The organism is Nocardioides sp. 31GB23 (assembly GCF_040012395.1).
GTDB classification, from domain to species: domain Bacteria; phylum Actinomycetota; class Actinomycetes; order Propionibacteriales; family Nocardioidaceae; genus Nocardioides; species Nocardioides salarius.
Window position 1 is genome coordinate 10893 of sequence record NZ_JBDYKJ010000036.1, and the last position, 16760, is coordinate 27652.

18 protein-coding genes are annotated in these 16760 nt (G+C 72.3%); all 18 read right to left on the reverse strand.

Features of this window, described 5'->3' with window-relative positions; all coding sequences use genetic code 11:
- Nucleotides 1-99: 99 nt before the first annotated feature.
- Nucleotides 100-1239 carry a hypothetical protein gene (locus ABKW28_RS12870; protein WP_348610152.1) on the reverse strand — a complete coding sequence of 380 codons (1140 nt, stop codon included), beginning with the start codon at nt 1237-1239 and terminating at the stop codon, nt 100-102.
- Nucleotides 1236-1670: a hypothetical protein gene (locus ABKW28_RS12875; protein WP_348610155.1), complete on the reverse strand. Its 435-nt coding sequence runs from the start codon at nt 1668-1670 to the stop codon at nt 1236-1238. Before ABKW28_RS12875 ends, ABKW28_RS12870 begins: the two co-directional genes overlap by 4 nt.
- Nucleotides 1667-1840 carry a hypothetical protein gene (locus ABKW28_RS12880; protein WP_348610158.1) on the reverse strand — a complete coding sequence of 58 codons (174 nt, stop codon included), beginning with the start codon at nt 1838-1840 and terminating at the stop codon, nt 1667-1669. The genes ABKW28_RS12875 and ABKW28_RS12880 overlap by 4 nt, the downstream gene beginning before the upstream one ends.
- Nucleotides 1837-2481, reverse strand: coding sequence for an HGGxSTG domain-containing protein (locus tag ABKW28_RS12885; RefSeq protein ID WP_348610161.1), 645 nt, complete (start codon nt 2479-2481; stop codon nt 1837-1839). The genes ABKW28_RS12880 and ABKW28_RS12885 overlap by 4 nt, the downstream gene beginning before the upstream one ends.
- Nucleotides 2478-7436, reverse strand: coding sequence for a DNA polymerase (locus ABKW28_RS12890; RefSeq protein ID WP_348610164.1), 4959 nt, complete (start codon nt 7434-7436; stop codon nt 2478-2480). Before ABKW28_RS12890 ends, ABKW28_RS12885 begins: the two co-directional genes overlap by 4 nt.
- On the reverse strand, nt 7433-8671 hold the full coding sequence (locus ABKW28_RS12895; protein ID WP_348610167.1) for a hypothetical protein: 1239 nt from the start codon (nt 8669-8671) through the stop codon (nt 7433-7435). The genes ABKW28_RS12890 and ABKW28_RS12895 overlap by 4 nt, the downstream gene beginning before the upstream one ends.
- Entirely contained in the window at nt 8668-9024 is a 357-nt protein-coding gene (locus tag ABKW28_RS12900; protein ID WP_348610170.1) for a hypothetical protein, read from the reverse strand. Before ABKW28_RS12900 ends, ABKW28_RS12895 begins: the two co-directional genes overlap by 4 nt.
- A gap of 202 nt (nt 9025-9226) precedes the next feature.
- Nucleotides 9227-9454 carry a hypothetical protein gene (locus tag ABKW28_RS12905; protein WP_348610173.1) on the reverse strand — a complete coding sequence of 76 codons (228 nt, stop codon included), beginning with the start codon at nt 9452-9454 and terminating at the stop codon, nt 9227-9229.
- Between the two features lie 99 nt (nt 9455-9553).
- A complete protein-coding gene (locus ABKW28_RS12910; protein WP_348610175.1) occupies nt 9554-9802 on the reverse strand; it encodes a hypothetical protein in 249 nt (82 codons plus the stop codon).
- The gene (locus ABKW28_RS12915) at nt 9799-10113 is read right to left on the reverse strand and encodes a hypothetical protein (protein ID WP_348610178.1); all 315 of its coding nucleotides are present in this window, start codon (nt 10111-10113) and stop codon (nt 9799-9801) included. The genes ABKW28_RS12910 and ABKW28_RS12915 overlap by 4 nt, the downstream gene beginning before the upstream one ends.
- The gene (locus ABKW28_RS12920) at nt 10110-10643 is read right to left on the reverse strand and encodes a hypothetical protein (protein ID WP_348610181.1); all 534 of its coding nucleotides are present in this window, start codon (nt 10641-10643) and stop codon (nt 10110-10112) included. The genes ABKW28_RS12915 and ABKW28_RS12920 overlap by 4 nt, the downstream gene beginning before the upstream one ends.
- Entirely contained in the window at nt 10640-10972 is a 333-nt protein-coding gene (locus tag ABKW28_RS12925) for a dATP/dGTP pyrophosphohydrolase domain-containing protein (protein WP_348610184.1), read from the reverse strand. Before ABKW28_RS12925 ends, ABKW28_RS12920 begins: the two co-directional genes overlap by 4 nt.
- A gap of 638 nt (nt 10973-11610) precedes the next feature.
- Nucleotides 11611-12150, reverse strand: a complete 540-nt coding sequence (locus tag ABKW28_RS12930; protein ID WP_348610187.1) for a hypothetical protein — start codon at nt 12148-12150, stop codon at nt 11611-11613.
- Nucleotides 12147-12617 carry a hypothetical protein gene (locus ABKW28_RS12935; protein WP_348610190.1) on the reverse strand — a complete coding sequence of 157 codons (471 nt, stop codon included), beginning with the start codon at nt 12615-12617 and terminating at the stop codon, nt 12147-12149. Before ABKW28_RS12935 ends, ABKW28_RS12930 begins: the two co-directional genes overlap by 4 nt.
- The gene (locus ABKW28_RS12940) at nt 12614-14404 is read right to left on the reverse strand and encodes a DEAD/DEAH box helicase (protein ID WP_348610193.1); all 1791 of its coding nucleotides are present in this window, start codon (nt 14402-14404) and stop codon (nt 12614-12616) included. The genes ABKW28_RS12935 and ABKW28_RS12940 overlap by 4 nt, the downstream gene beginning before the upstream one ends.
- 2 nt (nt 14405-14406) lie before the next feature.
- Nucleotides 14407-15411, reverse strand: a complete 1005-nt coding sequence (locus ABKW28_RS12945; protein ID WP_348610196.1) for a hypothetical protein — start codon at nt 15409-15411, stop codon at nt 14407-14409.
- A 60-nt stretch (nt 15412-15471) separates the two neighbouring features.
- On the reverse strand, nt 15472-15723 hold the full coding sequence (locus tag ABKW28_RS12950; protein ID WP_348610199.1) for a hypothetical protein: 252 nt from the start codon (nt 15721-15723) through the stop codon (nt 15472-15474).
- Nucleotides 15720-16553 (reverse strand): hypothetical protein, encoded by an 834-nt coding sequence (locus tag ABKW28_RS12955; RefSeq protein WP_348610202.1) that lies wholly within the window; start codon nt 16551-16553, stop codon nt 15720-15722. Before ABKW28_RS12955 ends, ABKW28_RS12950 begins: the two co-directional genes overlap by 4 nt.
- Nucleotides 16554-16760 lie beyond the last annotated feature (207 nt).

Sequence of the window (16760 nt, forward strand, 5' to 3'; positions counted from 1 at the left end):
TCATCTTTTGGGCAGGGGCAGTGCCCTGAGCGCTCACCATACACGCGAGCGTGGGCCGAGGCGACACGCACCGCGCGAGCCGCCCGGCAGTGGCGCCGTTCAGCCGGCGTCGGCGGTGTCGTCGGCCGCGTCGCGGTCGCGCTGGGCGAGCACGTCGGCGACGTCGTAGAGCTGGCGGCGGCTGCCGTCGAAGCCGTGGCGGCGCACGACGGCGTCATGCTGGGCGCCGTGCCGGTCGCGCCAGCCGGAGGCCCACCGGCGCACGGTGGACTCGGGCACCCGGTACTGCTGGCTGATCTGGCTGGCGGTCAGCGCGGGGGCGAAGGCGACGTAGGTGCCGGTGACCTTGGCGCGGTAGTCCTTCTCGGTCCACCAGGCCGCGCACTTCGGGCAGGTCCAGCGGTCGTCACCCTCGTCGGTGCCGTAGGACTTCTCGAGGTCGGCCCGTCCGCACACCGGGCAGGGTGCGCCGGTCTCGGTGAAGGGCGCGATCTCGAGGACCTGGTCGAGGTGGGCGGCGCAGCGGCGGATCTCGGCGGCCATGTCCTCGAAGGCGAAGTCCTCGTCGTGGGCCAGCGCGGTCAGCTGCGTGTCGAGGTAGGCCGCGATGTCGTCGAGGGTCAGGCGGCGCTCGTCGTGGTCGCCGTCCTCGGGCACGAGGTGGCCGTAGTGGTCGCGGACGTTGAAGTCCCAGATGCCGAGCACCCACAGCGGGTGAAGCTCGTCGCGGCAGTCGAGGGTCCAGGCGATGAGGTCGGGGCACAGTCCGCGGATGCGCATGCAGGAGGCGTGCGCGCACAGCGGCTTGGCGCACAGGGGGCCGGCGGCCTCGGGCAAGGTGGCGGGGCAGCGCTGGCCGCGCACGGTGCGGCAGCGGCACAGGCGCCCGGCCTTGAGCGAGGCGTAGACGTGGCCCCAGGCCTCGACGTTGGCGGTCGGTCCGGCGTGCAGGGCGGCGAGGCTGTTGGTGCCGCGCTCGAGGGCGGCGGTGGTCATCAGCGCGGTGACGCTGCGCACGCGCTTGATGGTCGAGCGGGTCGCGGCCAGGCAGGCGCCGCAGGTCTGGTCGTAGCCGCGGCCGTCGACGGTGACGTGCTCGCGGGCACAGACCCGGCAGTGCCGCTCGGGGCAGGGCTGGCAGCCCGGGCAGCCCGAGGCGTTGCAGTCGCGCAGGTGGCTGCGCAGCATCCGTGGTCGGTCGTCGCCGGCCCAGCGGCACTGGTACTCGTCGTTGATCACGCCTGGTCGCCCTCCCAGAGCTGCGGCATCCGGTAGACCGCCCGGACCGTGACCGGGTTGCCGTCGGCATCACAGTCGACGACGAACTCGTCGACTGCGCGGAGCTGCAGCCAGCGCTCGCAGACCGCCTCCTCCGGCGGGTCCCAATGGACCATGACCTGGCCGAGCGGCGCGATGGTGGCCGTGGCCTCGGGGCGGGGCTCGCACATGGCCCGATCGCGCGGTGGCGACGCGGGGGCGAGCCTGCCCATGAGGACGCGGCTGACCTCGTCGGCCCGGGCGGCGTAGGCATCGCACACCAGGCGGTCAAGGTGGTCGAAGGTGGGCTGACGTGCACGATCGCGCCAGGTGTTGACCAGCGCAGCGACCTGGTCGAGCACCACCTCTGCCCGCTCCAGATCCGTGACGATGGCGTAGTCCTCGGCGCTCATCGCTGCTGCTCCTCGATCGACTTGATGGTCGCCTTGCAGCCGTTCTTCACAGCGGCCATGACGAGGCTGTGCGGCAGTCCCTCCTCGGCCTCGATGTCGACGGCGACGGTCGGGTGGAAGGTGTCGAGGTCGATGTCGATGGTCTGGGTGACGGTGATCGTGGCCTTCATCGCTGGGTCTCCTCGGTGTCGGGTGTCGCTGGTGGATCGGGGGTCTCGGGCGGGGCGCCGATAGCCGAGCCGAGGTGCTCGAGGTAGACCTCGATCGCCCGGGACCGGTCGGCGGGCAGCAGCTCGAGCACGCCGAGGCTGGCCATGAACGCGGCCACCATCAGGTCGGCGATCTGCTGGTCGACGCGCACGGCCTTCTCGTCGATGCCCAGCTGGGCCATGTCCTTGGCCACCGCGCGCAGGTGGCCGAGCAGCTTCTCGAGCAGCACCACCTCGGCGCGCAGCTGCGTCAGGTGCTCGCCGCCGCCGACGCCGCGCAGCTCGTTGACCTTGGTGCCGACCTGGTCGGCCATGTGCTCGAGCGACCCGGCGATGCGCGCCAGGAGCTCGACGGGGTCTTTGACCGGGGTGGCGTTGGCCAGGCCCACCCACAGCTTGTCGATCGCCGCCTGGGCCTTGGCCTCGACCTGGCGTTGCTCGGCCTTCTCGACCGCGCCTCGGCTCTTGCCGCCGTGCATCTTGCAGACCGCCTGGCCGCGCATGGCCGGCTGGCCGCAGGGCTCGCCGTCTCGGCGGTGCGCCGAGCACCGGGCATGGGGTTTCCCGCAGCGCTCGCAGGGCATGGGCTCGGACTCGCTCATGCGGCATCACTCCAGGCGTAGGAAGGTTCGCTGGCCTCGGCCACGATGCGCACCCCGTGCAGCTCGGCGCCCATCACCTCGACCAGCGCGGCGGTGGCCTGCTCGGCCTCGTCCTCGGGAACCGTGACCACCACCTCGTCGTGCACGGGTAGCAGCGTGGCGTTGCTCCACCGGGTCTTCGACCAGCCGATCAGGGCGTCGACCAGCAGCTCGCGGGCGGTGCCCTGGATGCAGTAGTTGGGCGCCTTGTGCGGGAACTCCGGCGGCAGGTGCACGGTGCGCCCGGAGTACGTCGGGAACTTCGTCAGCCCGTGCTTGACGTTCTCGCGCACCATCCGCGACCACTCGCTCAGGCCGGGGGTCAGGGCGTCAAGGGCGTCGACCACCTGCTGGGCCACCGGCTCGGAGACGGCCATCTGCGCGGCCAGGGTCGGCACGCCGCCGCCGTAGATCCGGCCGAAGACGCCGCGCTTGGCGGTGTACCGGTCGGCCTTGGTGGCGTTGGGGCCCCAGGCCTGGCGCGCGACCATCCAGTGGAAGTCGACGCCGTCGCCCAGCATCGCCATGAGCCCGGTGTCCTGGGACAGCGCGGCGGCCACGCGCAGCTCGACGTTGGCGAAGTCAGCCGAGATCAGCAGGTGGCCGGGGTCGGCGGTGATGCAGGAGCGGAAGCCACCCTCGCGCGGCACCTGCTGCAGGTTGGGCCGCACGCAGGACATGCGCCCGGTGTCGGCGCCGAGGGTGTAGACGGTCGGGCGGGCTCGGCCGTCGCCGTTGTGCACCAGCTGGTGGTAGGGCTCGAGGAAGGTCCCGATGGCGGTGTCGTGGTGGCGGTAGTCGAGCACCGCGCGAGCCAGGTCGCCCACGGTGCCCTCGGCCGAGCGCAGCGGCTCGAGCACGGTCTTGGCCACCGAGGGCTTGCCGGTCGCGGTGCGCGGCAGCGGGGCGCCGAGGTCGGCGAGGGCCTGGCCGACCTGCGGGTTGCTGCCGGGGTTCTCGATGGCGCCGGCGGAGATCTCCCGGACCCTCTCCGCGCAGGCGCTGCGCGCCGCGGTGTGCTCGCCCAGCAGCCGCTGCACGTGCTCGCCGTCGATGCGCAGGCCGCGGTGGGCCACGCGCGCGGTCATCCGCTGCACGGTGCGCTCGCGCTCGAGCAGGGCGGGCTCGGGCTGGGGCAGGCGGGCGGCGATGGCGGCGTCGTCGAGCACGTCGCTGGCGGCGTAGCGCACCATCGTCGAGCAGGTGGGGTCGACCTGCGCCCACCCGGAGCGCTCGATCGGCGTGGTCGCCTCGGTGTCGGTGAGCCACTTGCCGGCCTTGAACAGCACCTTGCGGGCGTCCTCGGCCTCGGCGGAGAGCCCGTAGGTGCCGAGCATGGCCGCCGAGATCTCCTTGAGCCCGGGGTCGGAGCCGGTGGAGGCGGGGTCGGCGAGCTTGGCCAGCACCACGGTGTCGTGCATCCGCTCCCAGGCACCGTCGAGCCCGTCGGGGCCGAGCAGGTCGGCGTCGGCCAGGGGCACCAGGTCGGCGGTGGCGGAGTGGGCGTGCAGGATCGGCGCGGCGGCCATGTGGCGTCGTACGACTGCGGCCTGCTCGGGGTCGCTGGGGTCGAGCACCACGGCGAAGCTCTCGCCGCCGAGCTGCACGGTGCGCAGGGTGAAGTGCTCGTGGCCCAGCGGATACCCGGTGTGCTCGACGTCGACGGTGAGCTCGCCGTGCTCGCCGGTGGTGATGGTGGCCAGCAGCGCGTCGGCGTCGCTGGTGCTGGCGTGGCGCAGGGTGCCGTCGCGCAGCAGCACGGCCGGCAGGGTCACCTGCTCGCCGGCCGCCTCGGCGATCGCGGCCTGCCGCTTCTCCTCGCGCAGCGCGGCCGCCTTGGCCGTCGCCTCGGCCGAGCGCGGCTTGGTCTTCCGCTTCGGCTCGGGAAGCGGGTCCTGCAGCCCCCCGGAGTAGCGCCCGGCTTCAAGCTCGGCAGCGTGGGCCTCTCGCCAGTTGGGGTCGGGTACGTATCCGTCGCGGTTCGGTCGATCGTCGATGTTGTCGAGCCCCGTGGCACGCGCCGGGTCGTACGCCGGCGGTTCCGCTGACGGACTGACTGCCGGGTTCGCGGGCATGTCCAGATCGCTGTTCACGTGTGCATGTGTGTGTGCATGTGTGTGTAGTCCCTCTGACAACCCGGCAAACCCGGCAGTATCGACGGAGTCACTGGGGTTGACCTGCGGCGATGCGTTGCCGGGTTGGGGGTTTGAACCCGGCAGAAACCCGGCAGTCGATCCGTCCAACCCGGCAGTCGGAGCGGCCGTTTCGGGCCCGGCCGGCGTGCTCGGCTGGATCTGGCCCTCGGACTGCCGGGTTGCGCCCTCCAAACCCGGCAGTGGCTCCATACCCGGCAGGAAGCCCCCCATCCGGACACGCAGGCGGCGCACCTTGTGCCGGCCGGTGGAGGCACTGGGGTAGCCCAGGCGGGTCAGGCTGCGGCCCCACTTCGTCTCGCTGGGGATGGCGTCGCGGCGCAGGTTGTTGCGCAGGCAGGAGGCCGTGAACGCCTGGTAGAGCTCGCGGCTCGGGGTGCCCTGCTCGAAGGGCTCGGTCTCCTCGGCCACCCACACGGTCACCGGGTCCTGCTCGGCGCCGAAGTTCTCGGCCAGGTACCGGATGTGCTCGGGAGCAGCCGCCGTGTGCCCGGTCGTGGGGTCGTCCAGCCAGCCTGCGACCTCGGCCATGAGCTTGGCCAGCACGCCGGGGGCCTCGGCCTTCCACGCCGGCCCGGAGAAGTGCCCGATGGCCGCTCTGGTCAGCCGCACCGCCTCGGGGTCGCCGGCGCAGGGGATGAGCCGGGTGCGCGAGCGCACGGCCGGGTCGGTGAGGACCGGCTCGTCGTTCGAGGTCAGCACGAAGGTGTGGCTGGGCACGAACGTGATCGGGTCCTGGTTCATCTGCCGCCCGGTCAGCTCGCCGCCACCGGTCAGCTGCTTGAGACGCTCCTGGCCGGCCTTCGCCTCGCTGGGGGCCTCGTCGATGAAGGAGAGCCGCCGGCCCTTGAGGTCGAAGACGATTGTGTCGTGCTCGTTGGTGTTCGCGCTGAGCAGCTTGGGGTTGGCGGCGTGGGCGTAGGAGCCGAGGACGCTCATCATCAGCGCCAGCACCTGCGTCTTGCCGCGCCCGGTCTCGCCGAGCAGGATCGGCAGCGCGCGGTCGGCGTAGCCGGAGACCGAGATCGACAGCACCCGCATGGCCCAGGCCCGTACGTCGGGCTCGGGCCACACCGCCTCGAGGAAGGCGTCCCACAGCGGCGTCGGCACGGCCTGGGGCACGACGGCCGCGGTGCGCAGGTGCGGGGTGGCCGGGTCGATCTGCGCGGGGGTCGGCTCCTCGCCGCTGGCGCGCAGGTCCCAGGCGATGCCGCCGGCCCACAGGATCTCGGGCTCCGCGTCGAGCTTGGACAGCGCGATGGCCGCGGGGTGCATGCCGCCGGCGACGAGCGAGGCCATCTTGCCGGCCACCGCGCGGGCGCCGGCGTTCGACATCAGCCGGGAGCGGCGCTGGTGGCGGGCGAGCTGCTCGCTGCCTTTCTCCGCGGTGGGGTCGCCGACCGGCATCAGCGGCGCGACCTGGGCCACGGCCCACGAGGACAGGTCGCCGAACAACTCCCAGCGGTCCGGCGCGCGCAGCAGCCAGCCCTTGGAATCGTAGGCGTGGCGCAGCGCGGGGTAGGTCCGCTCGAGCACCTTCTCGGCCAGCGACTGGTCGGTGCCGGCGTTGGGGTCGAACGCGGCCACGCCGATGACCTCGCGAGTGGACAGCCACCGCGGCGGCTCGGCCAGCGCCAGGTCGGGGTCCGGCTCGCTGCCGGGAGGGGAGTCGGGTGGGGCTGCGAAGCCGGCCACGAGCAGGCAGGGGTCCCGGGGGACCTGCTGCAGCCCAACGACCGAGACCGCCTTGCGCGCCGAGGAGAGCAGCATCCGCTCGAACTCTTCGAGCCGGTCCTCCCCGGCGGTGATCTGTGACCAGATCTCGCGCAGCTCGTTGAGGGCCCAGGCGACGCCGGTGTGACCCTGGGCTGCGATCTGGACCAGGTGGTGGATCCGCGCGGTCATGACGTCGTGGCGCGAGCCGGACTCGGCGCCCTGCAGGTCGGCGGACGCGGTCATCCGGGCCGAGGTGATGTCTGCGCACTCGGGCTGCCAGTCCTCGAGCAGCTGGTCGAGCAGCTGGCGCCCGTCGGCGTGCGCGGCCGAGGGCGGCCCGGCGGCGCTGGCGCCCTCGGCCAGGCCGGTGACCCACGCGGCCGGGAGCTCGGGCAGCTCGACCGGCTTGGGCGGTGCCGGGCTGGGCCGGCCCTGGGGGTCGTACCAGCAGTAGACGCCGGCGTCCTTGTGCCGGCTCGGCCACACCACGGCGTAGCGGTGGTGGTGCTGGATGATCTCGACGTCGGAGGTCTCGGGGGTGGCCAGCACGGTGGCGTAGCGCTGCGCGGGCACCCGGTAGAACCGGATGGCCGAGACGCCCGGGCCCTCGGCCGAGCCGCGAGCCGTCGAGGTCCAGGTCGGCGGCAGCGGGCCCCACTGCTGCTCGTGCACGGCAAGGGTCTCGGCGCCGCGCTTGTGCACGGTCTTGACGGTGCCGTCGGGCAGGGTGCTGGTCTTGGCGTACTGGTCGACGTCGATGCCGATGACGGCCCAGCCGGAGCCCGGCGCGTCGGTGAACATTGGCATCCGCAGCGCGACGGCGTAGTGCGGGTACTCGGTGGCGAAGCGCACCAGCTGCAGCGGGTCGGTGTCGCGCCCCTCGGCGCCGGTGTAGCCGCTCGGTGGTGGGGACTTCGTGGCGGGCGGCACCGGGATGATGCCCGGCCAGCCGGCCTGGGCGTAGTCGGCCACGGCGTGCTTGTAGGGCTGGTCTGATCCCTGCGCTGGGTCGAAGCCCGGCTGCGATGGTGGGGGTGCGTCGGTCATGCGCTGCGGCTGCTCCCTGCTGATCGGTCCGGCTGGGTGGTGGCGGGGGGGAGAACCCCGGCGCAGTCGGTGCACTGGTGCTGATGACCAGCCTCACCGCACGCACGGACGTTCTGGCCCGGTTCGTCATGAGGGCGTGAACTCGGCTCGAGGTAGCGCTCGGGCTTGGTGACCCCTGTGCGGCGCTCGATGGTCAGCAGCGACCACCCGAGGGCTCGCGCGCGGCGCACGATCTCGACGCGTTCGGCCTTGCCGATGCGTGCCGTGCGGTCACCGTCGAGGCGCCGAGCAACGGCGGCCTCGTCGTACGCCGTCTCGTCGAGCGCGAGTACCTCGGCATCCTCCAGTTCGGGCAACGGCAGCGCCGGCCCGACGTGCAGACGCCCGCCGATGCGCAGGGGACCGGACCATCCGCGCGCGGCGGCGTAGTTCCGAGAGCGGGAGGCCGCGACCTTGTCGTGGTGGGTCTCCTCAGGCGGTGCCTGCTCGGCGAGCTCGAGGTAGAGGGCGTGTACGCGTCGGGCGGTGCCGGCCGTCACCTGCGAGCGTCGGCCGAGGACCACCGGGTTGAAGTTGCCCGGGGAGACGTCGAGTAGGGCCCCGAGCTTGCTCATGGACCAGCCCTTGGTGACCAGCGCCTGCAGCCGGCGTGCGGTGTCGGTGTTGGCGACCAGCGCGCCGTCGGCCAGGTCGAGCTCGAGGCCCAGCAGCCGTTCGGCGGTCGTGGGCTTGATCCGCTGCTGTGGTGGGCGCCGTGTGCCGTCGGTGCGCGGTACGCCGTAGAGCAGTTTCCACATCACGCCCTGGGAGACCCCTGAGACGACGACGATGCGCTTGAGGCCCATCCCGGCGGCCATCAGGCGTTGCACGTGCTGGCGTGCTGGCTCGGCGTCAATGAGGCCGTTCCACCGGCCGTAGGCCTTCTGCCGGACCCGGTCGACCTCGTAGGCGCGCTGTGCGCTGACGCATGGCGCGCACCTGCAGGCGTCGAGGGTGTAGCAGGCGTAGGTGCCGTGCTGGTGGTCGGCTTGCTTGTGCAGGCAGGGCTTCGGCGTTCGGTCAACGGCGGCCATACGTGAGGCGTAACGCTCGGCTCCCGCGGCCTTCGCCTGGTGTCGAGCGCAGGAGTGCCGGCGCTTGGCGTAGTCGCCCTTCGCCGCGGTGTCGTAGGTGCCCTGCCACCCGCACCGAGGACACGACCGGCGGTAGCTGCCGCGCTTGACCTTGCGGTTCATGACGCGGGCTCCACCACGGGGCGGGCGGCGGCGTAGGTCTCCACCAGCTCGCGCGAGATCCGGCCGCGCTTCACGGCTTCGATCAGACCGCGCTCGCAGGCCCACACCTTCACCTCGTGCGAGGTGACGCCGAGCTCGGCCAGGCGCTCGCCGACGAGGTCGGCGCGCTGCAGCTTCACAGGCTCCGGCGGCCGCAGGGCGGCGATCTCGCGGGCCAAGGCCTGCCCCAGCGGCAGCAGGCGGCGCAGCTCGGCGCGGTCTCCCCTTCGTACGGCCGCAGAGACCTCGTGCTGCGTGCGTCGCTGGACGGTCTCTAGAGCCTCGAGACGCGAGACGTTGCGGACACCACTCATAGGTCGCACCCGCACGTACCGTTCACCGAGCGCTCGATGAAGCACCGGGGGCAGACCTCGCGAGGCGTTGCCGCGGCCGGACGAGAGCTGGCGCAGTCGAAGTGCACGGCCTGCTCGTCGTCCATGGCCAGGTCGTCGCCGATGTCGATCGACTCCCGACACGACGGGCACCGGCCGGGGTAGCGGGCTGCGAACTTGTAGGTCACGGCGAGGACTCCATTCGGTTCAGGGCGGCGTTGAACGCCTCGGAGAAGATTGGGGCCACGACGGCGTAGACCGCGGCTGTGGGTGCGAGAGCCGCGTCGAGCTCGACGGCGTACTGCTCGGCAGGGCTCAGCGGAGGAGGCGCCCAGCGCATGGCGTCGGGGCCAAGGGTGTGGTCACGGCAGGCGCCCATCAGGGTCTCGACGACGCCGTCTGGAGCGATCATCGTTCGCCCCTCCACGCTCGGCCGAGCTGACGCACGCCGTGCAGCAGCGCAGCCCAGATGCCGGCGGCCAGGATCAGGACCCCGATCGCGGTCATCAGGTCATCCACGCGGCTCACCGTCCTCGGGTGCGACGGTGGCTGCGTTGAACACCGCCACGATCTCGTCGGCGGGCAGGTAAGCGTCGAGCGAGACGATGAGCTTGCCCAGCCTCTCGCCGCTCGTCACCTCGAACCCTGCGGAGAAGGTGTGCTCGGCGACGATGGCGGAGTCGATGCCGAGGCGCTTGCAGACCGCGCGGTCGAAGGCTCGCGCCTGCTCGTCGGGGACCGCTCGTTGGGGGAAGCTCACGACGGCTCACCACCCTCGGCGGGTGTGGTGTTACCGGCCGGTAAGCCGAGTTCGGCGGCGAGGACTTCGATCCCCTCGGTCCAGTGCGCGAGCAACGTCCAGATGCGGTACGCGGGGTAGGTGAACTCGCGGACTCGCTCGCCGTCCAGCAGCACCAGGACGCGCAGGTCAGCGGCGTACTTCTGACCCTCCGCGATGGGCTGGTCATCGTGGGCCTCGATAGTCCACACCGCCTCCCCGTCGCGCCACTCATCGCGCAGTGGCTCGGGCCGCCTAACCTGCTCTTTCTCGGCGGATCGGTGGTCGCTCATCGGTCCTCCTCGGTGGTGGGCGTGACCCGCACGGCGGTGATCCGTGTGACGTAGAGGCCGCCGTGCAGCTGCATGGCGCGCTCGGCCTCGTCGCGGGTGTCGTACTGGTCGGTGGAGCCGGCGTCGTCGAGCACGACGCCCCACGCTGCGCCCACGCCCGGCGCCTCCTCGGTGGTCGCGGAGCCCAGCGCGGCGAGCAAGTCGGACTCCCGCACTCCCGGAACCACGTCCTCCTCGGGCGGCTCGCCGAAGTCAGCGAAGATCGCGTGGTCACCGCACAGCGCCTTGACGGCGGCAACCTTCGCCTCTGCGGCCTCAGCCCGCGCCACGGCAGCAGCGAGGCGGTCGGTGAGTCCGTCGAGCGCGGCGGTCAGGATCAGGTCGCTGTCTCGGGTCGGGTTGGCCGGGATGCTCATGCGCCACCGCTCGTCGCCGCCCTGGCAGATGCGGTGGATCTCGGCGTGGGCAGCCTCGACCACCTCGCTCAGCGTCGCCCGCTCGTCGGTGCGCGGGGTCTCGGCGGCGGTCACTGGTCGACCCGCACGTGCTCGATGGCCTGATCGGCGGGAACGCCCCGCCAGTCCGGCCAGATGCGGGCCTCGCTCTTCGCCTGCTTGGCCTTGATGGCGGCGATGATCTGCTCGGGCTCGTGACCGGCACGCCAGGCGCCGTCGAGGGCCAGGATCATCACGTCTACCCACTCCTCCAGGTCGTGCGGCTCGGCGGCTACCTCGTCCAGCTCCTTGCGGATGTGGGCGAGGGGTCCGAGGGGGCCGCGCTTGTGGCGTGGTCCGAAGGTGCGGATGCTCCACGCGCGCTGGTTCTCGATGTGGTCGATGTCGATGGCGGGGCCGGTCATGATCGGTCCTCTCGTGCCCCGTCGCTGGGGCTGGTGTTGGTGGGGGTGGTCAGGCGCTCGAGGCTGTCGAAGCGGCTCAGGTGCCAGCCGGAGCCGTCTCCGCGGCAGTCCTCGCCAGGCTTGGCGCCACACCAGAGGCACTCGACCTGCTGCACGGGCGCGTGAGCCGGGTTCTCTAGTCGGTCGGCATGGGTGTCGGTGATCCGTCGCGTCTTCGCGGTACGGCAGGGCTGGCCTGCCTCGGCGCCGCAGCCACGCGCGGGACAGGGCCAGGCGCGGACGCTGCTGGCGCTCACGAGGCACCGCCTCGACGAGCGAGGCGACGGCGGAAGCGCCGGGCCTGGCGCTTGTCCAGGCCCAGGACCCCGAGGTCCCACTCGCGGTCCAGACGCCTGCTGCGGCGGCTCACGACGCACCGCCTTGGGGACCGAAAGCGCGGCTTCCGCAGGGCTTGCAGATCAGCTCGTCGGCGAAGCAGAGCGGGCAAGACGGGTCCACGGCAGTGGAGAGGCAGGTGCAGCCGCCAGGCGGCGTCCAGCGGTCGGTGAGGTGCTTCTCGTCGCCCACGACTTGTAGGTTGGCGAAGGTCTTAACCGCCGAACTACAACTGGCGCATAGGTCTACGCAGACAGTGGCGCTCATCGGGTCACGTCCTTCGTGGGCGATTGACTCGTTGCGTGAGGGCTCAGGGGGTCCCGGATGCCGCCGTCCGCCGTGGCGGCGTACAGCGCGTGGCGGGCGGCGTCCTTGGCGTGGCGCATCCCCTTGCACACGTCGACGAGCCCGGCTGCGGTGAGCCGGTCATCGGTGGCCCAGGCCTTCACACCCACGGCGGGGCGCTGGGCGTACTCGACTACGACTTCGGGGTGTCGTCGGCCGTAGTCGGTGACCTCGCCGGCCAGGCGCCCGACCAGGTCGCGGGTCACGGCACCAGCGCCGGCGCTGGAACTGCGGGCCGACCGTGCGGAGACCACGAACTTCTCGACCTGGACGAGGGTGCGCACGACGGCGTCGTCGAGGATCGAGCCGAGCAGGTACGGCGCGATGCCCGAGGTGCACTGCACGACGTCGCGCCCGACGGCCTGGCCGCCGGCGTACTCGAGGACGACGATGCCGGGCGTCGGTCCGGGGTCGATGCCGATGACGCGCAGGTCGATCAGCTGCTCGGCGCCGCTCATGACGCGGCCCGCTCGCGCTCGACGCACATCTGCAGGTGCTGGTCCCACCACAGGACGCTCGCGGCGGTCTCGTCGACCTCGGCGACCAGGCCGCAGCCCTCGCAGGTCTCGATGCGCGCGGCGATCGCCTTGGTGCTCGGCTTGAGCGGCTGCCCCTCGTCCTTCAGCTGCGGCGCGCGCCAGTGGCCCGTGCCGCGCTTCAGCTGCCGCGGACCGCGGGGCTTCTTGTTGTGCACCTCGGCCATGTGGGCCAGATAGCTCGCCGCGTCGGTGGCATCGAAGTCGCACTGCACGAGCGCGACCTCGACCTTGAGGTCCCGGTCCCACTGTGTGGTCGTGGTGTCGGGCTGCTGCTCGTGGGGCTGCTCGAGGAGCCAGTTGAGCGGCACCCAGCGCTCCTTGCGGCACCGGGCCTTGAACTCGCCTGGTCGCTTCGTGCCTGGGCCGTTCCAGCTGGGGATCTTCATGAGGCCTGCCTCTCGAGGTTGTCGGTGTTCGTGGATCCGCCGAGGAGCTCGGCGGCGACGCGGGGGTCTTGGACGAGGTCGGAGAGCTGCCCGGCGCGCTCGCGGAGCACGGCGCGCACGCGGGTGTCGATGGTGTTGCGCGCGACGATGTCGATGACCTCGATGGAGTCGTGGCGCTCGGAGCCGATGCGGTGGCAGCGGTCCTCGGCCTGCATGGCCTCGACCAGCGACCAGGGCCGCTGCAGGAAGACGCAGGTGCGCGCGGCGGTGAGCGTGATGCCGACGCCGCCGGCGCCGGTGGTGACGCAGATCAGGTCGAGCTCGCCGGCCTGAAACGCGCGCACGGCCTCGGTGCGGGCCTTCGGCGTCTGCTCGCCGACGACGTACCCGACCGTGTAGCCGGCTGCGGTAGCCGCCTTGCCTGCCAGCATCATCAATTGGCGCGAAGGCGCGAACGCCACGATCGGGCTGCGGCCTTCGTCGGTGCGGTGCTCCTCGAGGATCTCGAGCAGCGCGTCGACCTTCCACGATGGGGCCTTGAGCTCGAGGTGCACGTGCTCTTTCGGCTGCCCGGTCACCTCGCTGACGTCGGGGCCGAAGGTGATCTCGACGTCGGCCGGCGCGCTGGCGAGTGCGAACAGGTGGTTGACCTTGGCCAGGACGTCCATGACTGACAGCTCGCCCGCGCCCTCGGGCAGTGTGGCGAGCATCTGGCCCTCGAACTCGTCGTAGGCCTTGCGCCACGTGGGCGTCAGGTCAACGGTGCGGACGCTGTAGACCTTCGGCGGCAGCTGGGTGAGCACGTCGGCCTTGGCCACGCGGCGCTGCTGGCCGAGCAGCGTGAGCCGGAACTCCTCCTCGGCGTGCGGCGCCAGGCCGAGGATCTCCTGGCGGTAGTCGGTCTCGAGGGTGGTGCAGTAGCGCTTCACCCACCGCTCGCGGCTGGGCCAGGCGTCGTGGCTGATCGCGTCGAGGCTGGCCCACAGGTCGCCCGGGTGGTGGGTGATCGGCGTGCCGGACAGCGCGACCACCGCGCCGGTGGCCTTCTTTGTCAGCCGGCGCACGGCCTGGGACCGCGCTGACGTCGGGTTCTTGATCAGGTGGCACTCGTCGACGACGACGTACTGCGCGCCGAGCTGCGTGAGCACGCCCTTCTTCCCGCTGGGGGAGTCGGTGCGCGCGGTCTCGTAGCTGGTGACGTACACGTCCGCGGTGCCGGCCAGGGCGTGGCGGACCTTCGGGGTCCCGCGCCAGGCGACGGTGCGCACGTGCGGCGCCCAGGTACGCCAGGCATCGACCCAGGAGTCGATGACCGAGGCGGGGCAGATCACCAGCGCCGGGCCGTCCTGGGCGGTGATGCTGGCGCGCTCGACCAGCCCGAGGATGGCGGTGATGGTCTTGCCGGTGCCGGGCTCGTCGGTGATCAGCGCGGCGCCGGTGGCCGCAATCATGGCGGCGCCGGTGCTCTGCCAGGGGAACGGGGTCAGGCCGTCGGGCGGGGTGTAGAGGGTCGGGGGCGCGGCGGTGCGCGCGGTGACCTGCTCGCGGATCCACTCCTGCAGGACGGGGCCCGGGTGCCAGGCGGCGCCGAAGGTCTCGGCGAGCTGCACGACGGCGGGCCAGGTGGCGGGCACGACGAGCCCGCCGGGAGGGTCGGACTTCGAGAAGAGGGGAGTGAGCGTCTGCAGTTTCTTGGCCGCGACAGCCGTCACTTCGGGGTCGGAGCCCCCGGCCACCAGCGCGATCTGCTGGTGGCCGGGGGTGATCTCCGCGAGGATCGTGGTCATGCTCAGGCGGCGGGAGCCCCGCCGGGCTGAGCGTTCTGACCGGAGATCCGCGCCAGCAGCGCCGCCTGCTCGCTGTTGAAGTCAGGCGGCGCCTGCAGCTGCTGGCCGGGCTGGCCCTGCGAGGGCTGCTGGAACTGCGGCTGCGCCTGGGCCTGGGCCGGAGCCTGACCCTGGGGCTGCTGCTGGTCCTGCGCCCACGCGGGGGCCGGCTGACCGGTGGCCCCCTGCTGCTGGATCGTCTGGTCGACCGAGGGCTGGTAGGCCGGAGCCTGACCCTGCGGAGCGGCCTGCTGCACCGGCTGCTGGTACTGCTGGCCCTGGTCGGGGGCCTGCTGCTGGTACTGCTGGGCCGGCTGCTGCGGCGCGGGAGCCTGGGCCCCCGCACCACCGCCCGACGGCGTGTAGACGACCTGGAACACGTTGGACGGGTTGTAGCCAGCGCCGCTGGGGCGCTTCCCGACCAGCGTGACCGCGACCTGGGCCCCGGCCTTGGGGGCCTTCTCGGTGGCTCCGGCCTCGGCCATCGCCCGCACCAGCTCGTCGCGGGCCTGGCCCTTGACGTACCAGGTGGCCTCACCCTCGGGGTGGGACTGGCTGGCGGGGACCTTGAGCGGAACCTTCATGACGTACTTCGGCCGGCCGTCGCGGAAGGTCTGCGGGATGCCCTGGGGGTTCGTCTGCTGCTGGATGTCGGAGTTGGTGACGTCGCGCGCCACGATCCCGACGACGGTGGTGCCCGGGGCGGCGTTCGCCCAGCTGAGCGACGGCCCGGAGGCTGCCGAGGGCTGGGAGTAGTAGTCGTCCAGGGTGCCCGTCGCCAGGGGCGGGGCGGCCGGCTGCTGCTGAGCCTGGGGCGGGTACTGCTGGGCCGGGTACTGCGGCTGCGCGTACGGCTGCTGCGGGTAGCCCCCGGGTGCCTGCGGGTACTGCGGGGCGGGCGCCTGGGGGAACTGCGGCGGGTACTGCTGCTGCGGCTGGGCCGGGTACTGCTGGTTGGGGTAGTTCACGGTCTTCTCCTGACCTAGATAGGTGCTGCTGGTGATGGGTGCTTCTCAGATGGGTCGCGCTCACCCGGAGGTGTGCACGACGACCGGCGCGGGGTGTCCCGGGCCGGGGATCGGGTGGACGTCGCTCGCGACGACGTCGGGCGGGCAGTTGCAGCCCGCGGTCTCGTGGTGGTGCACCAAGGCGGCGATGTTCGCGGCGCGCTTGGTGGCCCGCACGGCGCTCTCGCCGCAGCTGCAGTCGAACCAGGCGCGGCCGAAGGGGCCGCCGCCGGTGACGGTGATGGCGTGGTCGGGGTGGGTCGCGATGCTCATGAGACGGCCGCGACCTTCCCGGGGCCCGGGCAGCCGGTGCCGCCGTCCTTGGCCGCCTGGGGGCGGTAGAAGGGGCAGAAGTAGCACTCGTCGTTGTCGGGGCTGGCCGGGATGTCGTTGAGCCGCGCGCGGCCGGAGGTGATCTCCTCGGCCTGGCGCTTGCGGCGCTCGGTGTCGGTGAAGATCTCGGTGAGCAGCTCGACGACCTCGGGTGCGATCTCGCCGTCGGGGCCGGTGAAGCGCTGGTCCCACACGTAGAGCCCGTCGAGGCTGCCGGCGGTGGCCGGGTAGGCGGCGATCGCCACCCGCTTCACCGGCAGCCCCTCGAGGTAGTAGCCGAGGCCGTAGAGCAGCAGCTGGCCGCGGTACTTGCGCGGGGGCGTCTTGCGGACCTTGGCCATCGAGGACGTGCCGAGGAACTTGTGGTCGACCACGGCCTGCTCGACGGCGTCGTACAGGTCGGCGGTGCCGGGGTGCTCGGGGTGCGGGGTGACGCGGTGCTCGGTCAGCCAGCGCAGCACGCCGGTCCTGGCGTTGTCGGCGTCGAAGACGTCCTCGGCCTCGCTGTGCAGCGCGCGGCCGCGGATCGAGGGCCAGGGGTCGACGACGTGGTTGGTCTCCGGCAGCGCGGCCATCTTCCCGGCCACCTGGCGGTCGCACTCGACACCGAGCTCGGAGGGTCCGAGGTGCTGCTGCAGGGTGCGCGGCGCCTGGGCGGCGTGCTCGAGCCAGGCGCGGCGGATGTCGGAGGCGTACCTCGCGGCCCACGCGCTAGACCCGGTCGCTGCCTTCGGCGCGGCCGACATGAACTCCTCGGGCGAGACGCTCACGCGGCACCTCCGCGCGTCGCTTCCGCAGCGCAAGGCCACGGTGCTCGGCACTCACGGCAGGCCAGCCAGGAGCCGCCGCCGCGTGACCAGCGCGCCCGAGCCGGAGCGTGCTGCGTGAGGCTGAGAAGCCCGGTCTCACGCGCGACTGCCAGTCTGCGCACCACCGTCGCGCGTGAGACGCCCAGCGCGCGGGCGGTGGCCGCGAGC